Consider the following 22601-nt stretch of genomic DNA (forward strand, 5'->3'; position numbering starts at 1 on the left):
GCTTCCTGTTTTGAACAAGAAGCCTTTTTTTGTGGAAATACTATTAAATTATCTTATAAAAATAACCATTTTTTATAAAGTGCTTGTTGGGCTGGGCTTTGATTTGCCAAAGGTTCAATCACGAAATTTTTGTTAGGATTTCTCAGAATGGTAATCGGATATGTTTTTTCTAAACCATCACGTTTTACTTTAACGGTCAATACTTCTCCAATTTTTTTGTTACTCACTGCTTTCAAAACATCCTCATTTTTAGTAACAGCTTGTCCGTCGATTTGAAGAATGTCATCACCCACGTTCAATCCATTGATATAAGCTGGAGAATCTTTGATTACACCTGTAATTTTTAAATTGGCAGTTCTGCTAAATTCTGCACCTAGAAAAGGCTCGTTTTTATCAGTGTTTTTATCCACTAAATTCATTCCAACTGCTTCTAAGTAAGTATTATATGGAATTGTTTCCGTTCCGAAAATATATTTTTGAAAGAAATCATTCATACTTTTTCCAGCAATTGTTTCAACTGTTTTCTGGAATTCTTCATCAGTAAAACCTCTACCTTGTTTTTTGTAATATTCATTGTACAAAGCTCTCATTACATCATCAAGATTTTTGGCACCTTTAGTCGATTGTAAAATAATAAGGTTCAATACTCCGCCCAATACAGCACCTTTGTCATAATATGAAACAGTACTGTTTTTTGAATTTTCGTTCGGGCGATAATATTTTATCCAAGCATCCCAACTAGATTCTGTTACAGATTGTACTTTGTTGCCAGGCTGATTTTCAATCGTGTTAATTTCAGCCGCATAAGTATTAATATAATCTTCTACACTTTGAATATTCGCTCTACGCAAAATATAACTTTGGTAGAAACTTGTACAACCTTCCGAGAACCACAACATGTGTGTATAGTTCTCGTTCTCGTAGTCGAATGGACCAAGTGCTTTTGGACGAATACGTTTTACATTCCATAAGTGGAAATATTCATGAGCTACCAAACTCAATAAACTTTGGTAACGTTTTGGGTCAGCATAACTACTTCTTGAAGTTTGGCAAGTGGTTGAGTTTAAGTGTTCTAATCCACCGCCACCTGCAGTTAAATTGTGAATCAAGAAAGTATAATCTTTACATGGATGTTCGCCTACTACTGACAAAGCAGCCTCGCATACTTTTTTGAAATCAGCAGTTACTTTGGCATCATCAAATTTAGCTTCACCATACATTGCAATTTTATGAGGAACTCCATTCAAATCAAATGAAAGTACTTTTTGTGTTCCAATTTCGATAGGAGAATCAATCAAAATATCAAGATTTTCAGCTTGATAAGTAAAAGTACCAATGTTTTTTAAGCCAGTAGAAACGGTATTCCAGCCTTGAAAAGGCTTAATTATGAGCGTTGAAGGAACTTGTTTCCAAGCATTAACGTATAAGAATACACTTGCAGGGTTCAAATAACCATGAGTATCATCTAAGAAAGATGTTCTAACTGATAACTCATAAGCATATACTTTATAGGAAATATTTACCTCATTAGTGTTTTTATCGATTTGAACTCGCCAAGTATTTTTATTGATTTTATCTAATTTTAAAGCATTCGTTTTGTTAGAAGCTTTTACAGTTTCTACGTTTTTGGCATACTCACGAACAAGGTATGAACCGGGTGTCCAAACAGCCATTTTGAAATCAATATAACCTTGAGTTTTTGTTTTGATGTCAAGATTAGACACTTTCAGGTTTACATCAAAGTAATGCGTTTGAGGTTGTTCCATGGAAAGTGTGTACTCAATTTTAGGCTGACTTATGGGGTTCTGAGCCCTCAGAAATTGGCAAATGAGTAGAAATACGGCTAATATTGATTTTTTTTTCATAATTTAATGTTTGTTATGAACGTTTTAAAATTAAATAATACTTTGCTGTGAAAAATGCTTGGTGACTTTCTAAATTTGCTTTCCAATTCAGTATAAGCAAGCATTAAAGACTTTTCACAAATGTCAAAAGTAATAATCCATAGCTTGTTTAACAAATTATTTTCTATCTAAAAATAATCACATTTACATTTTCTGATAGATTAAACACCCTAAAAATCATCTCTAATGAAAAGATTAACTTCGTTAGTAATCTCAACACTTCTTACTTCAACAATTGCTTTCCAGACAACAACTTTGGCACAAAGCACTTTAAGCTATTCAGATATTTCTGTACATTTTAGAAATGGACGAGAACATTTTGAATCGAAGAATTATGAAGCCTGTAGAGCAGAACTAGCACAATACCTTGAAGCAGACAGAACCTTTTTGGAAAAAGAAGATGCCAACAAAGTGTGGGCAGAATATTATTTAGTGAAATGCAGTTTGTATTTGAATTATTCGGATACTGAATTATTAGCCAGCAGATTTGTTAGAAATTACCCTGAACATCCTATTGCGGCAACGCTTTTTACCGAGATTGGAAATTACTTTTATGACCAAGGCGATTATGCACGTGCAGTAGATTACTTATCGAAAAGTCCGAGATCAAACGAAGAAGCTCAGTATCGTTTAGGAATTTCACATTTTACGCTTCAAAATTACAGAGAAGCATTAAATATTTTTAGTGCCATCAAAGGCGGACAAGGTGCTTATGCTTCCTCAGCTTCTTATTATTCAGGAATTATCAATTTCCGTGATAAAAAATATGAAGAAGCCATTTTTGATTTTAAACAAGCAGAACTTTCTACGGCGTACTTCTCAGAAATTCCAAGTTGGTTGGCTCATAGTTATTACCGCCAAGGAAAATATACAGAAATGTTGGCTTATACTGAGCCTTTGTTAAGAGAGAAAAATTCAGGAAAGAAATTAGACGATGTAGCTTTATTAAGTGCAGAAGTATATTTTCAACAAGCTAACTACGTAAAAGCTGAAAATTATTATACCATTTATAAAAACTATAAGTCGCAAGGAATGCCTCCAACCATTGCCTATCGTTATGGTTATAGTTTATATAAAACAGACCAATTTGCACTCGCCAGTGAACAATTAAAAAATGTAGCAGCCAAAGGAGATACGCTAGGACAGTACGCCGCTTATATTTTAGGAATTAGTTATTTGAAAGCCAATAATCCAAATTATGCTTTAGGGGCATTCGATCAAGCTAGAAAAACAAGTTTCAATAAAACCGTTACCGAAGATGCAGATTTCAATTATGCCAAAGTGTTATTGGATTTGCAAAGAGGAGCGGAGTCTATCAAAGCTTTTGAAGGTTTTCTTGCAAAGTATCCCAATTCAAAATATGAAGATGAAGCCAATGAATTGGTGAGCGAAGCGTATTTATATTCTAATAATTATCAAGCAGCGTTAGCTTACATTGAAGGTTTAAGAAAACGTACGCCAAGAACCAATGGTGCTTATCAAAGAATTTCGTTTAACCAAGCAGTGAAATTCTATAACGATGAGCGTTACATTGATGCTCTTCCTTACTTTGAGAAATCTTTATTAACCCCAGAAAGTGCTGAAACTAAATACGCTGCTATTTTCTGGAAAGCAGAAGCTTTATCAGCAGAGAAACGTTATGCAGAAGCAATTCCTTTGTATCAATTGCTCATTGGAACTTCAGACCCATCTGTAAGTACTTTGGCTGAACTGCAAGGAAAAAGCAGATATTCTTTAGCGTATTGCTATTACAATAATAAGGAATACGATAAAGCGAATCGAATTTTCAAAGAGTATGCAGATTTGACGAAATCTTCTGGAGATTCTCAAGCATTTCAAGATGCTTTGGTTCGTTTAGGAGATACTTATTTTGCATCTAAAAATTACGACCAAGCGATTTCTTATTACGACCAAGCCATTGCTGGCAATCGTTCTGACCGTGATTATGCTACTTTCCAAAAAGGTTTGGTTTTAGCATTGAAAGGAAATGAAGCTGGTGCAAAAGCAGCTTTCCAAAAAGTACAATCAGATTTTCCACAATCATTATATTTTGAAAATGCACTTTATCAAGAAGCAAATCTTGAATTTGTAGCTGGTAGATACATTCCCGCTATTACAAGATTTACACAGTTGATTAACAATAAACCGCAAAGTAGATTGATTCCTAATGCTTTATTGAAAAGAGCTGCGGCTTTCTCGAATACTGCGAATCATGAAGCGGCCATTTTAGATTATAAAAATATATTGAAGAACTTCCCAACGCTTCCGCAAAGTAAAGATGCTTTGACTGGCGTTCAAGAAGCATTGAACGAAGTTAATCGTCCAGATGATTTTTCAATGATTTTAATGGAGTATCAAAGAACGAACCCAACTGATAACTCAGTCGTTGGGTTGGAATATGAAACGGCTAAACGTCTTTTCTATGCAGATAGGTTTGATAGAGCCATTCCTGCTTTAACAGAATACATTCGTAAAAATCCAACAAGTGTCGAATCGTATGAAGCGAAATACTTGATTGCAGAATCTTACAATAAGTTGAATGATAGAAATCAAGCATTGAATTATTATTATCAAGTAATTGCTGATAATAAATATAAATCAGTCAATAAAGCCTTGGTAAAAGCTGCTGAGATTGAATTTAATGCCAACAATTTCAATAGAGCGATTACGAATTACAGAAGCATTTTAAGATTAGTAGCTGATAAAAAAGACCAACAATCAGCATTAATAGGTTTGATGGAATCTTATTATAAAATATCAAGAACAGATTCTACCATTTATTATGCCAATGAAGTAGCCAATACTCCTGATTTAGTATTAGGGGCAAAAAGTAAAGCTAAACTTTACACTGGTAAAATTTATTTGGATAGAAATGATTTTGTAAAAGCTACCGATTTCTTTAACCAAACCATTGCGATTGCCAAAGATAATTATGGAGCAGAAGCACAGTATTTAATTGCGAAAATGCTATATACTCAGAGAAAATATAAAGAGTCCTCTGATATGATTATCAGTAAATTTAGATCAGATTTTGTAGATGCGGCTGATTCAATTGTTGGAAAAGCTTATTTATTGCTGTCTGATGATTTTCTAGGGATGGATAATATCGTTCAAGCTCGTGCTACACTAAACTCTATTATTGAAAATCTTCCAGATCAAGAAATTGTCGCTGAAGCAAAAGCAAAATTAAAGGCTATCGAAAGAAGATAGTATTGTATCAAACAGACAGAAAATTGATTAGGTCATTAAAACCTTTCTTAAAATGCAAAATAGCTCATTCAATACCATATATACCAGAATTCCTCTTTTAATCATCGTACTTGGTTTTTCACTAAAAATGAATGCCCAGAAAAAAGAAGGAGAAGTAAAAACAGATGAAATTGAAGTTTGGAAAGAAGCAAAAGTAAATTTGCCGCAAGCCAACAGAATTTTTGAAAAGATTTCAACGGCAAAAATTGATAATAGTAAAAAGCCAATTCGATATGAATTTACCGAAAGAAGGTTACCTGTAGAAACACCAGAATTCAGTCCAGTTGTTACCATGCCCGATAAAGGAAGTACCAAAGAAGATGAAAATGCTGAAAGATATAATAATATCATTAGAGCAGGTATTGGTAATTATGGACATACTTTTTTAGAAGGGCACGCTGGGATTTCTACAGGTGAAGATAATTATCATGGAATTTATCTAAAACATAATGCCTTCAGACTTGGGCCGATTGGGGCAAATTACTCTGGTCAATCTCAAAATTTAATCAAAGTACATAGCCGTACTTCATTGAGTGCACTAAAATTAGCAGGTTCGTTAGGTTGGGAAAGAAGAGGTTTTGATTTTTACGCTTACAATAGTCAAGTAAACTTCAATTTTCCAGAATCTCAAATTTTTAATTCATGGAATAAATTTAATTTCACAGGAGCAATCAGTAATAATAAAAAAGATGCAAAAGTAGATTATGTATTTAATTCAAATCTCTCTTATTTATTCACTCATCTGAAAGCCAATGAATTAGTTTGGAACGCAAGTATGAAAGGTGTTTATCCATTAACAGAAGAATTGTCCGCTTTAATGGAGGGAAATGTTGTAATAGCTCAACGACAAGATTCACTTACTTTATACCGTAATCTTTACAAGCTAAAACCTACTTTTCAATACAAAAATGATTTATTTTCAATTTCAGCAGGTTTAAATATTATCAATGACCGTGAAAAAAATACTTTCAATCGCAGTTATTTGTATCCAGTTATCAAGCTTGATGTTCAGCCCTTGGAAGGTATAAAAGTATTTGCAGGTTATGAAGGAGATGTTTATGCCAATAATCTATCTTCTTTATTGACAGAAAATCAATGGCTAGGTCGATTTACTCAATTGAGAAATACAAGAAAAACGGCTGATTACTTCGTTGGAGGAAAAGCTACTTTATCTAATGGACTTTCGGTAGAAGCCAAAGTAAGTTATGCTCGTTATAAAGATTTCTATGTATTTAATAGTAATTCTACAGATAGTTCACGTTTTGAGGTAATGTATTCAAATGATACAACTACTGTAAAAGTAACTACTTTTTCGGGTCAGGTAGGTTACCAAATTCAAGATATTTGGCAATCAAATTTTAAATTTGATGTAAATGTTTACAGTGGTTTAGGTAATCTTGAAGGTGCATGGCATCGTCCAGCTTTCAATGCAATTTGGACGAATACCTTTACTGTTAAAGACAAGTTATTATTAGCTTCTGATTTTTATATGATGACTGGATTGAAAGGTAAAAATTACGTTACAGACCGTGAAGTAAAGCTTAAATCAATCATTGACTTAAATTTCAAAGCTACTTATTTACTTTCTGATCATTTGAATTTGTTTATTTCAGTAAATAATATTTTGAATAAAAGCTATCAACGTTACTTATATTATCCAACACAAGGGGTAAATTTTCTTGGTGGTCTGTCATATTCTTTCTAAATTCGTAAACAGAACATAAAACAATTATTTGAATTATTTTAAAATTTATGACAACGGTACAAAATCATATTAGAGAATTACTCTTTGAACAAGATTGTGTTGTAATCCCAGATTTCGGTGGATTCGTTACCAATTTTGATTGTGCTAAGGTTGATAAAGCTGAAGAATATATCAAGCCTGCTCAAAAATGGTTGGCCTTCAATGGTTTACTTAAAAATGATGATGGTTTGTTGAGTAACTATATTGCCAAGAACGAAGGAGTTAGTAGAGATGTAGCTAATCTCAAAATCAAATTATTTGTAGAAACTGCCAAAAAAGGAATTCGTTTCGATCAACGATTTGATATTGCTGGGGTTGGTACTTTTACTGAAAATGAAGAAGGTAAGATACAATTTAATCCTTCTGAAAACAGTAATTTTCTTGGTGAAAGCTTCGGATTGGAAAAAATAGTAATTAAGAAATCTACTTTTATTCAACCAATTATTCAAGTAGAATCAATTAATACTAAGGTTTCTCAGAAAACTATACAGCAAGTTTTTGCAAGTAATGATCGTGAAACTTCAGCACAAGAGATTAAGGTCGTTGGTACACATAAAGTAAGTCTTAGAAAAAATAGAAAAGGAACTGTTGTGTTGAAATTTTTATTAGGAATGTTTTCAGCGGTTCTATTTGTTTCAGCAATCTATTTATACGATAACGAGAAAAACAGTTTAAGCTCATTTAATCCTTTTCATTTTTCACAAAAACAAGTTAAGGAAGCCTACGCAGAGCCAGTAGAAAAAGTAATTCCAAAAGTTGAACCAGCTAAATTAACTCCTGTATTAATTGATAAAGATACCTTAGTGAAGGTTTCAACGCCTATAATAAATGATACGGAAAATCGTTTCTTTGTAATAACAGGCAGTTTTGGAGAAACAGAAAATGCAGAGAATCAATTGAACGTTTTAAAAAGTAAAGGTTTTTCCAAAGCTTCTATTTTAAAGCCTGGTAAAAAAGGTAGATTAATCAAAGTTTCTGCTGGAGGTTTTACAGACGAAGAAAGTGCAAATGAAGAAGCTGTTAAAGTTGCTAAAGCAATCAATCAAAATGCTTGGATTTTTAAGAAATAATTTGCGTGAATCTATAAATACTTTATTAATATGAACTCCTATCATCTCGAACAAGAAGAAAGTAAGAATAGGCAAAGAGCACTAATTATTACTGTTATCCTCAATGCAATCATGTTCTACTTGTTTTGGTACATTACAGTATGGACAGGCGAGGAGAATAAAAAAGAAGAGTTAGCTGGTGGTGGTGGTTTTGTACTAAATTTTGGAACGGATAAATCAGGAAGTGGTAATGTTTATACTAGAAATAAAGCCAGTGATTTGAAAGAAGCAAATGAATCCAAACCTGCTCCAGAAGAAAAGAAAGTAGAAAAGGTAATTACTAAGCCAGCTCTAGTTGCTCCAGAAGTAGAAAAAATAAAAAAAGTTGTAAAATCACCGAAGGAAGCACCATTAGTAAGTAGTAAACTTAGCAGTCCAGTTAAAGTAAAAGAGAGTTTAGTTACTAAAGTTGACAAAAAGGTTTTATCAGCCAAACCAGCAGAAGTAAAACCAACACCAACTCCTGCCAAACCCGTTGAGAAAATCAATAACTCAGCTTTGTTACCAACAAAAAAAGGAAGTTCATCTTCAAATGGAACTACAGGTTCTGATTCAAGAGCTGGTGGTGCGTCAGATGGAAATACTAGTGGGAAAGGTAATCAAGGTCAGCCAAACGGACAATTAGTTCAAGGAGGAGAATATTCTAAAAAGCCACTCGGAGATGGCGGTGGTGGAACAGGAGGGAATACTGGTAGTGGAAGTTCATTAAGCTTAACAGGTTGGACATGGTTTAGCAAACCCGTTGTAGATGATGATTCAAACGATACAGGTATCATTCGCTTTAAAATCAAAGTTGATTCTGATGGAGATGTTGTTGATATAAGTGTTTTAGAAAGTACTGTTAGCCCAACGGTGATGCAGAAGTACAAAAGAACAGTTCAAAGAACTAAATTTAGACCAACAAGTGATGGCGATAAGCCAGAGTACTCATCTGGAACAGTAACATTCAAATTGAGTCCACGATAATTATAAAGTATGATTTTTAGAAAGTGTAAGTCGAAAGATTTACACTTTTTTTCTTTTAAGGAAGTTCATCAATTATCTTTGTTCATCATTCAATAAAGATAAATAATCGGGATTATTCTCCAGTATGGTTTACTTCCGATTTTTGAAAAAATGACTTACCAAGAAACAATCAATTATTTATATCAGCAATTACCAGTATTTCATCGAATAGGTAAAAAAGCTTTCAAGGCAAATCTTGATAATACACTTACTATTTGTAATCATTTAGGAAATCCGCAGGAAAAATTTAAGTCTATCCATATTGCTGGAACGAATGGAAAAGGAAGTACTTCTCATTTTTTGGCAGCAATTCTACAATCTGCGGGATACAAAACGGGTTTATATACTTCCCCACATTTAAAATCCTTTACTGAACGGATTCGTATTAACGGACAGCCAATTCCTGAAGAAGAGGTTATTTCTTATGTTGCTGATAATCAAGTTTTTTTAGAAGATTTAAAGCCTTCATTTTTTGAAATGAGTGTAGGTATGGCTTTTGAATACTTTGCCAAACAGCAAGTAGATATTGCCGTAATTGAAGTTGGTTTGGGTGGACGCTTAGACTCTACCAATGTCATTAATCCTGAATTATCAGTTATTACTAATATTAGTTTTGATCATACCGATATTTTGGGCGATACTCTTCCACAAATTGCGGGTGAAAAAGCTGGAATTATTAAAAAAAATACGCCTGTTGTCATCAGCGAGTTTCAAGAAGAAACAAAAGATGTCTTTATACGAAAAGCTCAAGAAGAAAAAGCAAAGATTTATTTTGCAGAAGATGATTTTGAAATCAAATCGTATAAGAATAAAGGGACTTTTTTAGAATTAGAAATTTCAAATAGAAAAACTGATTCAATAAAATCATTTGTCTCTCAACTAACTGGAAGCTATCAATTAAAAAATATTCTTGGTGTATTAAAATCTGTAGAAATATTAAATGAACAAGGCTTTAATATTTCAGAAGAAGCTGTTTATCAAGGAATTGAAAAAGTTGTATCAATTACTGGCTTAAAAGGTCGTTGGCAAGTGTTATCAGAAAAACCTTTGATGATTTGCGATACAGCTCATAATTTAAGTGGAATTACTGAAATCCTATCAAGTATTACTAAGGTTAAATATAAGCAGCTTTGGATGATTCTCGGATTTGTTTCTGATAAGGATATTGATGGAATTCTAGCATTGCTTCCCAAAGAAGCAAATTATGTTTTTTGCCAAGCCAATGTTCCTCGTGCCCTAGAAGCCAAATTATTACAAGAAAAAGGAGAAAGCCATGCTTTAAAAGGAGAAGTTATTGAGGAAGTGAATAAAGCAATTGCATTTGTAAAAGCTAAATGTTCAGAAGACGATTTGATTTATGTTGGCGGAAGTACTTTTGTTGTGGCAGATATTGATGAATTATAGTTTTTAGATTGATAAGTAAAATAATGAATATTAAATGGGAAGACAAAAAGCAATAAGATTTGAAAGTAATATTACTCAAGAAAATGTTATACAAGAAGGTAAGCCACTTTTTGAAAAAGTAAAAGGAGAGTGGAATAAAGAAGTTTTTAAAAATCCTAATCCAATTGTACTTGAATTAGGTTGTGGAAAAGGAGAATATACAGTGGGACTTGCTAAATTATTCCCAGACAAAAATTTTATTGGAATAGATATTAAAGGCGATAGGATAGCAGTGGGAAGTATAAAGGCTACAGAAGCGAATTTGAACAATGTTGCTTTTCTTAGAACGAAAGTACATGAATTAGAATCATTTTTTAATGAAAACGAAGTCGCTGAGATTTGGATAACTTTTCCTGACCCGCAAGTATTACAGAGTGGCGAAAGGAGAAGGCTTACAAATCCTCGTTTTTTGGAGATTTATGCTAAGATTTTAGCCTCTGGAGGCTGTTTACATTTAAAAACTGACTCTGAATCGTTCTTTAAATACTCTGTATCAACGCTTCAAAACTTTGGAGTAAATGAATTAACCAAAACCGAAGACCTTTATAATTCAGATTTGAATGTAAAACATTACAATATTAAAACGAGATTTGAGGAGATTTTTACGGCTAAAGGATTCAATATTAACTATTTGTATTGTTATTTCTCGTAAAATAATTTAGTAAACAAAGCAAATAAAAAAGGTGACTCTATGGATAGAATCACCTTTTTTATTTTACAAAACTGATTAAATTATTTAATCAATTGAGCGAAATAGTTTACAGTACGTACTAATTGAGAAACGTAAGACATTTCGTTATCGTACCAAGATACAGTTCTAACAATTTGAGAATCACCTACGTTTTGTACTTTAGTTTGAGTTGCATCAAATAATGAACCGAAAGAAGTACCAATTACATCGCTACTTACAATTTCATCTTCTGTGTAACCAAAGCTTTCGTTTGATGCCGCTTTCATTGCTTCATTGATTTCGCTTGCTGTAACTTTTTTAGCTAAAATTACAGTAAGTTCAGTTAATGAGCCAGTGATAGTTGGAACTCTTTGTGCGGAACCATCCAATTTACCTTTCAAAGAAGGAAGTACTAAACCTATTGCTTTAGCAGCTCCAGTAGAGTTTGGAACGATGTTTTCAGCAGCAGCTCTTGCTCTTCTTAAATCACCTTTTGGATGTGGAGCATCTAAAGTATTTTGGTCATTTGTATAAGCATGAACTGTAGTCATCAAGCCATTTACAATACCAAATTGTTCTTCTAACACTTTTGCCATTGGAGCTAAACAGTTAGTTGTACATGAAGCACCACTAATTACTGTTTCAGAACCATCTAAAATATCGTGATTTACGTTGAATACGATTGTTTTTGCATCACCAGTAGCAGGAGCAGAGATTACTACTTTCTTAGCACCAGCAGTGATATGAGCAGAAGCTTTTTCTTTGTCAGTAAAGAATCCTGTACATTCTAATACAACATCAACTTCGTGTTTACCCCAAGGAATAAGTGCTGGATCTCTCTGTGCATAAATCGTTACTTCTTCACCATTTACAGTTATTGTATTTTCGGTAGAAGTAACTTCTGCATTGAAACGTCCTTGAGCTGAGTCATATTTCAATAAATGAGCTAATACTTTAGGACTAGTTAGGTCATTGATTGCTACAATATCAATACCTTCCATGTTATAAATTTGACGATAGACTAAGCGTCCTATGCGTCCAAAACCGTTGATTGCAACTTTTACCTTTGCCATTTTAAATAAGGGATAATGATTAAATCTACAGTACAAAAGTAGAGTTTTAAGAAGAATAATACAAGTGTTTTCTTTTAGATAAACAAAGTAACATGTTTAGTATTCAATAGTAATAAAATTAGTAATTACACTAAAAATATAGTAGATTACTAAAATTAATAGTTATTGAATCTAGTTTTACTAATCACTACACTCACTCCCTATAGCTTCTTACTTAAGAGACTTCTTACAAAATACCCTTGAAAAATATAGCTTTAGACAGCGATTATAAAAGCTACACAAGGCAATCAATCGAAATAAAAGGGTAGGAGAAGGCTCTCTCTTTAATAACCATTAGCAGTCAAGTAATAGGAAGAAACTCTTTATTGATATTAATTTCAATTCTATAACCGAGACAAAAGTGATGTAGCTCAAGTACTATTTCGAACAAATAATAAATAAGTTCATCTATCACTAATAATGAACATGATTTCAATTCTATGACAGTTTGTCACATAATTGAACAACAATCTTACCAAATATTATTTTGACAATCACATTTAAGTAAGAAATTATAATATATAAAAGGCTCAAAATCATATATTTATATACAGCTATGTAAAGTATAAAATAAGATTAAATATAAAGATTTTAGTCTTACGAATTCACTCAATGATTAAATATTCTATCTAAAATATTCATCCTAAAATGTAGAAATTTACTGACTTTGCATAAAAACAGTTTATCTTTGCACACTAAATTATAAGTAACGATATTCAAAATATTTCAATGGAAAATTTAAAACAAATTATTGAAAACGCTTGGGAAAACCCTAGTCTAAGGTCTTCTGATGAAACAAAAAAAGCTATTGAAACGATAGTTGATAAAGTAGATAAAGGTGAACTTAGAACGGCTAATCCAAACGAAGATGGTACTTGGACAGTTAATGAATGGGTAAAGAAAGCGATAGTAATGTATTTCCCAATTCGCCAAATGGAGGTTCAAGAAGTTGGCATATTTGAATTTCATGACAAAATGAAATTAAAAAACAATTATGCTAATTTAGGCGTTCGAGTGGTACCACCAGCGGTAGCAAGATATGGAGCATTTTTAGCAAAAGGAGTTATCATGATGCCATCTTATGTAAATATTGGTGCTTATGTAGATTCTGGAACTATGGTTGATACTTGGGCTACAGTGGGTAGTTGTGCTCAAATAGGTAAAGATGTTCACTTGAGTGGTGGTGTTGGAATAGGAGGCGTTTTAGAGCCACCTCAAGCGTCTCCAGTAATTATTGAAGATGGTGCATTCATTGGCTCACGTTGTATCGTTGTAGAGGGTGCAAGAATTGGCAAACGTGCTGTATTAGGTGCAGGAGTAACCATCACAGGAAGCTCTAAAATTATAGATGTAACAGGTACTGAACCTGTTGAATATGTTGGTTTCGTTCCTGAAAATAGTGTGGTAATTCCTGGAAGTGTTACTAAGACATTTGCTGCTGGTGAATACAATGTCCCTTGTGCACTTATCATTGGTAAGCGTAAAGAAAGTACAGACCTTAAAACGTCTTTAAATCAAGCTTTAAGAGAAAATAATGTAGTTGTATAAGTAATTCGTTTTACTAATAAGCAAAAAAGTCGTGATAACTCACGACTTTTTTGCTTATATCAATCTACGTTAGATGAAATCAAAATATATACTTATATTTCATTTGGGTTGTTTTAAACAGAAGTGTCAATACAAACTGAACATTCATTCTAATTTAATACATAAATAAAAATAACATGATTAATGATATAGCTCCTTTACAATTAGGGAAATATAATAGACTCCAAGTAATTAAAGAATTAGACTTTGGCTTATACTTAGATGGCTTTGAAGGAGAAGAAATTTTAATCCCTAGAGTTTATGTTCCAGAAGGCACAGAAATAGGACAATTCTTAGATGTATTCATTTACAGAGATTCAGAAGATAGGCTTATCGCTACCACATTAAAGCCTTTGGCAACTGTGGGAGAATTTGCTTATTTGAAAGTAAAAGATGTGAGTAAATTAGGTGTGTTTCTTGATTGGGGATTGATGAAAGACTTATTCGTTCCATTCGGTGAGCAACTTTCAAAAATGGCTGTAGGAAGATCTTATTTGATATATATATATATTGATGAAGAGACGCAGAGAATCGTGGCATCTGCTAAAATTGATAAGTTCCTTCCAGAAGTTGGCCAAGTATTTGCAGAAAAGGATGAAGTAGAGTTATTACCATATGAATATACTGACCTTGGAATAAAAGCACTTGTCAACAAATGTAAAATAGGTATAATTTACAAAAACGAAATATTTAAGATTGTAAATCTAGGGGAGTTTACAATTGGATATATCAAAAAAATAAGAGAGGATGGGAAGCTCGATTTAACATTGGAAAAAATCGGATTTGACAGGATTGACAATGTTAAACAATCCATCTTATCCCTTCTAATAGCTCAAAATGGCTTTTTACCATATACCGACAAAACGGATGCAGGGGTAATCTACGCCAATTTACAAATGTCAAAAAAGGATTTCAAGAAAGCTATCGGTGGTCTATACAAAGAAAAAAGAATCTTTATAAAAGAAGATGGTGTTTACATAATTCAATCCGAATAATTTTAGCTATAATTTACATTTGTTTATATCAAGTCTGCATTGTAAATTTACATAAATAAACACAATTGTAAACTTCACACATGTAACATGGATTTAAATAAAAAAATAGAACAGATAATAATTGATAAAGGTTTGTCGCCAAGTTATTTTGCAGATGCTATCGGTATTCAAAGAAGTAGTATTTCTCATATTCTTTCTGGCAGAAACAAACCAAGTTTAGACATTGTACAAAGGATTTTGAAGGTATTTCCTGATATTGACAGAGATTGGCTACTTTTTGATAATGATTCTCCTAATGTAATTATGGCACAGAATAGTAATCAAATAGCTAATTCTCAGCCTAATAGACAGTATTCAAATAGAGAGATAAAGTCATCAGAATCGATTAAAAATGTTACTCCTGAGCAATTATATGTACAAACGCCTGCTAATGCCTTACAAAGGCGTAAAACAGAGCGTCCTGAGATTGAAGCACCAGCACCTTCTGGAAAGCAAATCGAAAGGATAGTAATCTTTTATACTGATGGAACTTTCATGGAAAGTAAGCCTGTTTGAGATAGGAGATAATTGTACTTTTTGAAGATATGTAAAAAGTGTCTTTCCAAAAAATAGGAGGTAGATAACTTTTTATGAAATACTATTATGAAAAAATATGGTAGGATAGAGCCTTCTAATAACCTTTATAATATCCTATTTTTTTAAAATCAGGATATAGTTTGCCATAAAAGGAATATGCTCTTAAAATTGAAAAATAATATTAAAAAAGGTTCATGAAAATTATTTAAAAAAATAGAACACGATTTTTTTAAATAATCAAACATAAAAATCAGATTTTAAATTATATTTTTCTATCAGACTTTAACATTTTTGCTATAATCCATAAGATATTACTCCTGATATTACAGATATTTATTCAATTCTTATCTATTATTTATAGTAATTCGTTTCACGATTATGCAAAACAATTATTGTATGTATCTGATTATCAGCTACATAAGAGTAAGTGTTCCACGTGAATTTATAAGTAATTGAATATTAAGCACTTATAAATTCCTTAGTAAAACTAAACAGTAATTGCTCATGTTTCTGTTTAACTTCAATTCATTTTTTAATAAAACAATATTTTTAAAAACATGCAAAGTATAGATTCTCTTAATCAAGTCGCTGAATTTCATCGTACATTCAAAGCCCCAATTCTTGATACTCCACAAATTCCTTCTAAAGAACGATGTAATTTAAGAGTAAGCCTTATCGCTGAGGAACTAAAAGAATTGCAAGAAGCAATTGAAGCAAATGATATTATAGAAATCGCTGATGCTCTTTGTGATATACAATATGTTCTTTCTGGAGCAGTTTTAGAATTCGGTCTCGGCAATAAATTTGTTGAATTATTCAATGAAGTACAACGATCAAATATGTCTAAGGCTTGTAATACTTATAAAGAAGCTGAGGATACAGTAAAATTCTATTTTGAAAAAGATGGCACTTTAGCTGAGATTGTAAAAGATGGAGATAAATTTTTAGTATATAGAATTTCAGATAACAAAGTACTTAAATCTGTAAAATATTCTCCGGCTGATTTAAAAAGCATTATCACAGCATAAATATAATTTCTGTCTTGAATATTTAGTCGCTTTAGAATTAAATATTCAAGACAGAAGTAATCGCTATGATTTCTATTGGATTCTCAGCGATTAACAAAAAGTGCTTACAAATATAATATTAAGCATAACGTGTTCATTATCAATACAAAAGAAAAGCCACTTATTTCGTAAATCATTCTATTACACCTTATTTATAAGCTTAAATTAATAAAAATTAAATGCTTCATAATTTACATTATGTTAAATAAAACAAAATTAAAAGTAGAACACCATGAAATTGAAAGATTCTAGGTTTAATAACGTATTTTAAAATAAAGTAATGACAAAATAGAAGACCTCAGGTTTCTGAGGTCTTCTATTCATTTAAACAAGTTGCTTAGAATTATTCTCCTAAAGCTTTAAGTTTATCTTCCATTTTCAAAATTTGATATAAACTTCTCAAACTTGACTTCAAATCATCTTCTTGCTTAATTGAGTATGCTTTTTCAAAATATGGTAAAGCTTCTCTAAATTTCTTATCTGCTTGCTCTTCGATTTTTTTACCTTCAATCTTGTAAGCAGCCATATCTAATAAATCTACCTTTTTCTTAATCTCAACTGCCTCATTGAAGCTCATTACTCCTAAGTTAAAGTTAACGTCGTAATTATTAGGATCAAGCTCTAAAGATTTCTTATAGAAATTCAAAGCAGATTCTTTAGCTTCTTTTTGTTTTGCTTCTAAATCAGCCAATTTTTTAGTTACTTCTTCTACATTAACGCCACTTGAAGCTTGTTTTGCAGCCTCTTCATTAAGCTTAGTCAATTCAGCTTTTTGTTCATTTTGCATTTCTTTTACAGATGCAATTTGTTTTTTTGAAGCTGCTGCACTCTTTGGATCTTTCTTGATTTTATCAGTTAAACGCTTAATTTCTTCATCATAAGCTCCTACTTTATCTTTTTGTGCTTGAATTTTTTTCTTTAGAGCATCTGCATTATTATCAGATAAAGTTTCTTTTAAAGAGCGAATTTCAGGAGCAAATTCTTGTGCTTTGTTTTCATAAAGAATCCCTAAGTTTAATACTTCTTGTGGATTACTATTGCCTTTAGCGACTGAACTTTCAAGTTCTTTAATAGCTAAATCAATCTTTTTGAAAGATAAAAGTAAATTGATTTTTTCTGACTTTAAATCTTTGTTATTTGGATGAAGAGCAATGCCTTTCTCTAATGTTGAAATTGCTTTTTCTTCATTTTTTTCGTTTCTATAAATCTGAGCTAAAGCATAAATCATCGCAGGATCCTTCCCTCCTAAGTCTAGGAACTTTTCAAATCCAGCTTTTGCAGCTGCATCATCTTTCGCCATTTGACCAATCACACCAGTGTACATTGCTGCTGTTGTATCTTTTGGGCTAATTTCAGATGCCATTTGCAAATCTTTTACTGCACCAGTAAAGTTTTTAGCTTGATATTTAGCAATACCACCATTCATGAAAGCACTAAATGTTTTTTGTCCTTCAGCTTCTGGCTTTCCATCTTTTGCATAAGTAAGTAAAAGATATTTTTTTGCTGCAACACCAGATGGGCCATCTTTTTCTAGTGTAATCGCTTTTTTGAAGTACTCTACCGCTTTGTAAGCTGCTAAAGGCTCCCCTTTTGTCAATACTGAATCCTGAGAATTAGCAAGGTCTAAATATGCTTCTCCACGAGTCAACCAAGTTTTAGCTTTTGCCGAATCTTTCTTCGTAACTGCTGCATCAGCTTTCTTTACTGCATCGGAAATAGTTTTACGATTAGCCTCAACCATAAGTTTGTCCATTTGAGCAGAGGCTGCTCCTGCTGTCATCAGTATTGCAAAAAGAGCAAGTGTGATTTTTTTCATTGTTCTGTTTGGAAATGGTTTCTATTTATTAAATTATTGAAAAAGTAAAATCGCATTTTACTGCGATTTTACAAAGGGTACTCTCTTAAAATAACTATTCAGATTCAGGAGTTACTTCACCTTCATTAGATGCTGAGTCAACATCTTCTTCAGGAATAATATCCGTGATTATTTCTTCTTCAGGTTCTTTAACAATTTTTGTTACAGAAGAAATTTCATCTGATTCATTTTTCAAACGAATCAATTTAACACCTTGGGTATTTCTGCCCATTACACGTAAATCGGCAACTGCAATACGGATTAAAATACCTGATTTTGTAATAATCATTAAATCATTACTATCTGTTACTTCCTTGATTGCTACCAAGTTACCAGTTTTATCTGTTAAATTAAGAGCCTTCACTCCTTTTCCACCACGGTTTGTTAAACGATAATCTTCAACATCCGAACGTTTACCAAAACCTTTTTCAGAAACAACTAATAACTGTTGTGTTTCTGGGTCTTCGATACATACCATTCCGATTGCTTTTTCGTCAAGCTTATCTTCGTCTAACCAAATACCTTTTACACCAGCTGCTGAACGACCCATCGGGCGAACACGTGATTCTTCAAAACGAACCGAACGACCAGTATTGGTTGCTATGATAATATGATTATTCCCGTTCGTTAACGATACATCTAATAATCTATCGTTTTCTCTAATCGTAATAGCAATGATACCATTCTGACGTGGACGAGAGTAAGCTTCCAAGGTAGTTTTCTTAATCGTTCCATCCTCAGTACACATCACAATAAAATTATTATTGATGTAATCTGGATCAGTAAGCGATTTTACATTGATTACTGCACGGATTGAATCACCACTTTCAATATTCATTAAATTTTGAACTGGTCTTCCTTTTGCAGTTTTTTGTCCTTCAGGAACAGCATATACTCTTAACCAGAAACATTTTCCACTTTCAGTAAAGAAAAGTAACCAATTGTGCATGGTTGCAGTAAATAGATGTTCTGTGTAATCGCTATCTTTTGTAGCTACTGCACGAGAACCTACTCCTCCCCTTCCTTGCGCTTTGTATTCGCTGATTGGAGTACGCTTAATATATCCTTGATTCGAAACAGTGATTAACATTTCTTCATCAGCAATCATATCTTCAATCGAGAATTCATCATCCGTCATGTTGATTTGTGTACGACGAGCATCACCATAACGTTCTTTAATCTCAATCAATTCATCCTTGATGATTTGCAACTGACGTTCTGGTCTATCCAAAATATCTTGCAAATCTTCCATCAAGCGTTTAATTTCTTCGTATTCAGCCAAAATCTTGTCACGCTCCATACCAGTAAGGCGTTGAAGACGCATTTCAAGAATTGCTTTTGATTGAATCTCTGAAAGATTAAACTGTTCCATCAAACCAACTTGAGCGGTATGAGGATCACGAGATTCACGAATTAGTTTGATTACAGCATCTAAATTATCAAGAGCAATGATAAAGCCTTCTAAAATATGTGCTCTTTTTTGGGCTTCACGTAAATCGTATTGAGTACGACGAATTACTACTTCGTTTCTATGTTCAACGAAATAATGAATCAAGTCTTTTAATGTAAGTGTATAAGGACGACCTTTTACCAAACAAACATTATTTACCGAAAAAGAAGATTGTAATGCCGTTTGTTTGTAAAGATTGTTCAAAATTACATTTGGAACAGCATCTCTTTTCAAATCAAACACGATACGCATACCGTCACGGTCAGACTCATCTCTGATTTCAGAAATTCCTTCAATTTTCTTTTCATTCACCAAATCAGCACATTGTTTAATCAATGAAGCTTTATTGACCATGTAAGGAATTTCAGAAACAATAATTTGTTCTTTACCTGTTTTTGATGTTTCAAAAGTAGCATTTCCACGCACTACAATTCTACCTCTACCCGTAGCAAAAGCATTTTTGATACCCGAAACACCATAAATAGTACCTCCAGTTGGAAAATCTGGAGCTTTGATATACTGCATCAAGCCTTCAATGGTAATATCTCTATCATCAATGTAGGCAATAATTCCTTCAACTACTTCTGTTAAGTTATGAGGTGCCATGTTGGTGGCCATCCCTACAGCAATACCAGAAGTACCGTTTAATAATAAATTGGGGATTTTTGAAGGAAGTACTGTTGGTTCTTGAAGAGAATCATCGAAGTTATTTTGGAAATCGACTGTATCTTTATTAAGGTCTCCTAAAAGCTCTTCAGCGATTCTTTTTAATCTAGCTTCTGTATAACGCATCGCAGCAGGTGAATCACCATCAACAGAACCAAAGTTCCCCTGACCATCAACGAGTGGATACCTTAACGACCATTCCTGAGCCATTCTCACCATGGTGTCATATACTGAGGAGTCACCATGTGGGTGAAATTTCCCCATTACTTCACCTACAATACGAGCAGACTTTTTATAAGCTTTGTTGTAATTCACGCCTAATTCATCCATACCAAAAAGTACTCGGCGGTGAACAGGTTTTAATCCATCACGGACATCTGGTAAGGCACGAGAAACGATAACCGACATTGAATAATCAATGTAAGCACCACGCATTTCGTCCTCAATGTTAATCGAAATAATGTTACTATGTTGTTCTGACATATAAATAAGGTTTGGTTGAAGGGACTTACGTACCTTTTTTGATTTTTCTCAATAACAAAATCAATAGGTATAATTTTAAGTACCCTTAAAATGCCATTTTATACAAATTTCGTGAAATTTTAATGGTTTTGCAAATTTGAGAGGAACGAGAATACAAGCTTTCTGAGAAGATTATCCAAACTTGATTGAATTATAATTCACGGCTAATTGATTCTATCAAAAACATGACTAAGTTGGCAGTAAAACATATTTATGATGATTTTTTTATTAAAAAAAATATTGTCAAATAAAATTCAAAACTTCTTTTGTAGTTTTACCAAAACTATCCTCAACTATGAAAAATCTATTACTTCGCTCTATCTCATTTTTAGCACTTTGTTACATTACTTGTTTTTCAGCAAACTGTTTTTCTACTGAAAATGTGCTTATCCACAATCACAATTCCACTGTTGAAACGAGTGAAAAAACTTATTATTATGAAGTACTTACTCAAAGTACACCAACAAATAACAGTAATCAGCATGTAATTCCCCAACAAGCAATCGTAGTATTGAATTATGTTCGAAAAAATGGACGTCCAATTAATGGCTATGTAGGAGGCAGAAAATTTGGAAACTACGAAGGTTTTCTTCCTAAAAAAGACAAGTACAATCAAAATATTAATTATAAAGAATGGGATATTTACCCAAAAATTGAAGGTAAAAATAGAGGTGCTGAAAGGTTAGTTACGGGTTCCGACAAAAAAGCCTATTATACCAAAAATCATTATCAATCATTTGTTGAAATAAAATAATACAATGGCAAATTATTACATTTTAAAAGAAGAATATACTCAAATATCTCAAAACAAAATTTTAGCAGCCGTAATAGATGGTGAAAAAGCCGATACAGCAGAGGCTTTCTATAAAATTCTGGGAGAAGCTCTTCGTTTTCCTGATTATTTTAATCATAATATGGATTCGTTTGATGAGCTGATTAATGATTTAGATTGGTTAGAAGAAAATGATATTCGCATTATTTTCAAAAATTATGACAATTTTCTAGAAGAAGAGAATGATGAGATTAGAGAAATTATCTTGACAGTGCTGGATGATGCTGCCGAGGAATGGAAACGAAATGATAATACAAAACTTTTAAATATTTATATTGAACCTTCTGAATTAGCTGAAGACGATTTAGAAACTTTAGGTATTAGCTATATTGACTAAAGACATTAAAACTTAACAACATAACACAATGCAAATTAAAAGAAATGCTACTGCCCAATGGATTGGAGCAGGCAAAGACGGAAAAGGAACATTAACAAGTCCAAGTGGAGTTTTGAATAACACACAATACTCTTTCAATACTCGTTTTGAAGATGGTATCGGTACAAATCCAGAAGAATTGGTTGCGGCTGCTCATGCAGGTTGTTTTTCGATGCAATTAGCATTTAATTTACAAGGTGCTGGCTTTGTGGCTGATGTTATTGATACAAACTCACAAGTAATTTTAGAAAATGGTGCAATCAACGAAATCAAATTAACAACTTCTGTAAAAGCAGCAGGCTTGACACAGGATAAATTTGAAGAATTGGTGAATCATGCAAAAGTAAATTGCCCAATTTCAAAACTTTTTAACGCAACTATCAGCTTAGATGCTACTTTGCTTTAGAATAACAAAGCCCGAAGAAACATATTGATTTCT

The 22601-nt window shown here is 32.6% G+C and carries 17 protein-coding genes; 13 read left to right on the top strand and 4 right to left on the bottom strand.

Going from position 1 to position 22601, the window contains the following annotated elements:
* Positions 1-53 precede the first annotated feature (53 nt).
* A complete protein-coding gene (locus tag HNP25_RS16185) occupies positions 54-1865 on the bottom strand; it encodes a M61 family metallopeptidase (protein WP_262887508.1) in 1812 nt (603 codons plus the stop codon).
* A 225-nt stretch (positions 1866-2090) separates the two neighbouring features.
* Here HNP25_RS16185 and HNP25_RS16190 point away from each other — a divergent pair, with 225 nt between their 5' ends.
* The 6 genes from HNP25_RS16190 to trmB all read left to right on the top strand — a co-directional run bounded on the left by HNP25_RS16190 (position 2091) and on the right by trmB (position 11106).
* Complete coding sequence (locus HNP25_RS16190) at positions 2091-5114, top strand: tetratricopeptide repeat protein (RefSeq protein WP_184135783.1); 3024 nt, start codon at positions 2091-2093, stop codon at positions 5112-5114.
* Between the two features lie 52 nt (positions 5115-5166).
* Complete coding sequence (locus HNP25_RS16195; RefSeq protein WP_184135785.1) at positions 5167-6858, top strand: TonB-dependent receptor; 1692 nt, start codon at positions 5167-5169, stop codon at positions 6856-6858.
* Between the two features lie 47 nt (positions 6859-6905).
* Positions 6906-7967: an HU domain-containing protein gene (locus HNP25_RS16200; protein WP_184135786.1), complete on the top strand. Its 1062-nt coding sequence runs from the start codon at positions 6906-6908 to the stop codon at positions 7965-7967.
* Between the two features lie 30 nt (positions 7968-7997).
* Positions 7998-8972, top strand: a complete 975-nt coding sequence (locus HNP25_RS16205; RefSeq protein ID WP_184135788.1) for an energy transducer TonB — start codon at positions 7998-8000, stop codon at positions 8970-8972.
* A 150-nt stretch (positions 8973-9122) separates the two neighbouring features.
* A complete protein-coding gene (locus HNP25_RS16210) occupies positions 9123-10415 on the top strand; it encodes a bifunctional folylpolyglutamate synthase/dihydrofolate synthase (protein ID WP_184135790.1) in 1293 nt (430 codons plus the stop codon).
* Positions 10416-10449: 34 nt separating this feature from the next.
* Positions 10450-11106, top strand: coding sequence for a tRNA (guanosine(46)-N7)-methyltransferase TrmB (trmB, locus tag HNP25_RS16215; RefSeq protein WP_184135791.1), 657 nt, complete (start codon positions 10450-10452; stop codon positions 11104-11106).
* Positions 11107-11186: 80 nt separating this feature from the next.
* Here trmB and gap read toward each other — a convergent pair whose 3' ends face one another.
* Entirely contained in the window at positions 11187-12197 is a 1011-nt protein-coding gene (gene gap / locus HNP25_RS16220) for a type I glyceraldehyde-3-phosphate dehydrogenase (protein ID WP_184135793.1), read from the bottom strand.
* Between the two features lie 768 nt (positions 12198-12965).
* On the opposite strand from gap, the gene HNP25_RS16225 reads away from it, so the two are divergent.
* From HNP25_RS16225 to HNP25_RS16240, 4 genes are all read left to right on the top strand, one after another.
* The gene (locus HNP25_RS16225) at positions 12966-13784 is read left to right on the top strand and encodes a 2,3,4,5-tetrahydropyridine-2,6-dicarboxylate N-succinyltransferase (RefSeq protein ID WP_184135795.1); all 819 of its coding nucleotides are present in this window, start codon (positions 12966-12968) and stop codon (positions 13782-13784) included.
* A 176-nt stretch (positions 13785-13960) separates the two neighbouring features.
* Complete coding sequence (locus HNP25_RS16230; protein ID WP_184135797.1) at positions 13961-14818, top strand: CvfB family protein; 858 nt, start codon at positions 13961-13963, stop codon at positions 14816-14818.
* An 87-nt stretch (positions 14819-14905) separates the two neighbouring features.
* On the top strand, positions 14906-15373 hold the full coding sequence (locus HNP25_RS16235; RefSeq protein WP_184135798.1) for a helix-turn-helix domain-containing protein: 468 nt from the start codon (positions 14906-14908) through the stop codon (positions 15371-15373).
* Between the two features lie 578 nt (positions 15374-15951).
* Positions 15952-16422 carry a pyrophosphohydrolase domain-containing protein gene (locus HNP25_RS16240; protein WP_184135800.1) on the top strand — a complete coding sequence of 157 codons (471 nt, stop codon included), beginning with the start codon at positions 15952-15954 and terminating at the stop codon, positions 16420-16422.
* Between the two features lie 382 nt (positions 16423-16804).
* Here HNP25_RS16240 and HNP25_RS16245 read toward each other — a convergent pair whose 3' ends face one another.
* Both HNP25_RS16245 and gyrA read right to left on the bottom strand, forming a co-directional pair.
* Positions 16805-18277 (bottom strand): tetratricopeptide repeat protein, encoded by a 1473-nt coding sequence (locus HNP25_RS16245; RefSeq protein WP_184135802.1) that lies wholly within the window; start codon positions 18275-18277, stop codon positions 16805-16807.
* A gap of 94 nt (positions 18278-18371) precedes the next feature.
* Positions 18372-20915: a DNA gyrase subunit A gene (gene gyrA, locus HNP25_RS16250; protein ID WP_184135803.1), complete on the bottom strand. Its 2544-nt coding sequence runs from the start codon at positions 20913-20915 to the stop codon at positions 18372-18374.
* A gap of 334 nt (positions 20916-21249) precedes the next feature.
* Here gyrA and HNP25_RS16255 point away from each other — a divergent pair, with 334 nt between their 5' ends.
* The 3 genes from HNP25_RS16255 to HNP25_RS16265 are packed head-to-tail and all read left to right on the top strand — an operon-like array spanning position 21250 to position 22568.
* The gene (locus HNP25_RS16255; protein ID WP_184135805.1) at positions 21250-21708 is read left to right on the top strand and encodes a guanyl-specific ribonuclease; all 459 of its coding nucleotides are present in this window, start codon (positions 21250-21252) and stop codon (positions 21706-21708) included.
* 4 nt (positions 21709-21712) lie between these two features.
* Positions 21713-22123 (top strand): barstar family protein, encoded by a 411-nt coding sequence (locus HNP25_RS16260; RefSeq protein WP_184135807.1) that lies wholly within the window; start codon positions 21713-21715, stop codon positions 22121-22123.
* A 28-nt stretch (positions 22124-22151) separates the two neighbouring features.
* A complete protein-coding gene (locus HNP25_RS16265) occupies positions 22152-22568 on the top strand; it encodes an OsmC family peroxiredoxin (protein ID WP_184135809.1) in 417 nt (138 codons plus the stop codon).
* Positions 22569-22601: the final 33 nt, after the last annotated feature.

This window comes from Arcicella rosea (genome assembly GCF_014204325.1).
GTDB classification, from domain to species: domain Bacteria; phylum Bacteroidota; class Bacteroidia; order Cytophagales; family Spirosomataceae; genus Arcicella; species Arcicella rosea_A.

Coding starts and splice junctions, on each gene's coding strand:
- HNP25_RS16185 (WP_262887508.1), bottom strand. CDS start 1,865: ATGAAAAAAAAATCAATATTAGCCGTATTTCTACTCATTTGCCAATTT.
- HNP25_RS16190 (WP_184135783.1), top strand. CDS start 2,091: ATGAAAAGATTAACTTCGTTAGTAATCTCAACACTTCTTACTTCAACA.
- HNP25_RS16195 (WP_184135785.1), top strand. CDS start 5,167: ATGCAAAATAGCTCATTCAATACCATATATACCAGAATTCCTCTTTTA.
- HNP25_RS16200 (WP_184135786.1), top strand. CDS start 6,906: ATGACAACGGTACAAAATCATATTAGAGAATTACTCTTTGAACAAGAT.
- HNP25_RS16205 (WP_184135788.1), top strand. CDS start 7,998: ATGAACTCCTATCATCTCGAACAAGAAGAAAGTAAGAATAGGCAAAGA.
- HNP25_RS16210 (WP_184135790.1), top strand. CDS start 9,123: ATGACTTACCAAGAAACAATCAATTATTTATATCAGCAATTACCAGTA.
- trmB (WP_184135791.1), top strand. CDS start 10,450: ATGGGAAGACAAAAAGCAATAAGATTTGAAAGTAATATTACTCAAGAA.
- gap (WP_184135793.1), bottom strand. CDS start 12,197: ATGGCAAAGGTAAAAGTTGCAATCAACGGTTTTGGACGCATAGGACGC.
- HNP25_RS16225 (WP_184135795.1), top strand. CDS start 12,966: ATGGAAAATTTAAAACAAATTATTGAAAACGCTTGGGAAAACCCTAGT.
- HNP25_RS16230 (WP_184135797.1), top strand. CDS start 13,961: ATGATTAATGATATAGCTCCTTTACAATTAGGGAAATATAATAGACTC.
- HNP25_RS16235 (WP_184135798.1), top strand. CDS start 14,906: ATGGATTTAAATAAAAAAATAGAACAGATAATAATTGATAAAGGTTTG.
- HNP25_RS16240 (WP_184135800.1), top strand. CDS start 15,952: ATGCAAAGTATAGATTCTCTTAATCAAGTCGCTGAATTTCATCGTACA.
- HNP25_RS16245 (WP_184135802.1), bottom strand. CDS start 18,277: ATGAAAAAAATCACACTTGCTCTTTTTGCAATACTGATGACAGCAGGA.
- gyrA (WP_184135803.1), bottom strand. CDS start 20,915: ATGTCAGAACAACATAGTAACATTATTTCGATTAACATTGAGGACGAA.
- HNP25_RS16255 (WP_184135805.1), top strand. CDS start 21,250: ATGAAAAATCTATTACTTCGCTCTATCTCATTTTTAGCACTTTGTTAC.
- HNP25_RS16260 (WP_184135807.1), top strand. CDS start 21,713: ATGGCAAATTATTACATTTTAAAAGAAGAATATACTCAAATATCTCAA.
- HNP25_RS16265 (WP_184135809.1), top strand. CDS start 22,152: ATGCAAATTAAAAGAAATGCTACTGCCCAATGGATTGGAGCAGGCAAA.